Annotated in this window: 1 protein-coding gene; it reads left to right on the top strand. The window is 71.0% G+C overall.

Annotated elements, in window-relative coordinates:
- Positions 1 to 124: 124 nt before the first annotated feature.
- The coding region (locus tag ACLQ24_RS30030) for an IS630 family transposase (RefSeq protein WP_425895102.1) at positions 125 to 649 on the top strand (525 nt) is incomplete at its 3' end.

Here is a 649-nt window from a genome sequence, read left to right on the forward strand (position 1 = left end):
GGGGTCATGGTGCCCGACGCCGGTGTGTCGCATGGCCTGCACCCTCCGGGCGTTGATACAGATCCTCTCCGCGTGGCTGATCATCCCCCCTGTTGAGTGCCGGTCACGCGGAGAGGACACCCCTGTGCCGCTGCCGTCCGCGCGGAGCGTGATCATCGACGCGCGAGCGCGTCCCCGGCTGGAGGCCCTGGCCCGGTCACGCACCGCCGCGCTGTGCGAGGTCCAACGGGCCCGCATCGTCCTGGCCGCCGCCGACGGCGCCAGCAACGCCGCCATCGCCCGGGACCTGTCGATCACACAGAACACAGTCCGTACCTGGCGCAACCGGTTCGCCGAGCACGGCGTCGACGGATTGGCCGACCGGCCACGCCCGGGACGACCCCCGATCTACGGCCCGGACACACACCTGCGGATCGTGGCCGCCGTCACCAGCGAATTACCCGAGGCTGACAGCGTGTGGTCGCACCGGCTGCTGGCCGAACACCTGCACGCCGACGGGATCAGCGCCTCCCAGATCGGGCGGATCCTGGCCGATCTGGACCTCAAGCCCCACCGGGTACGCGGCTGGTTGACCCGCCGCCCCGACCCCGCCTTCTTCACCAAGGCCGCCCAGGTCTGCGACCTGTACCTCAACCAGCCCGCCGATTCC

It is taken from the genome of Micromonospora sp. DT4, from assembly GCF_049841675.1.
GTDB lineage: Bacteria > Actinomycetota > Actinomycetes > Mycobacteriales > Micromonosporaceae > Micromonospora.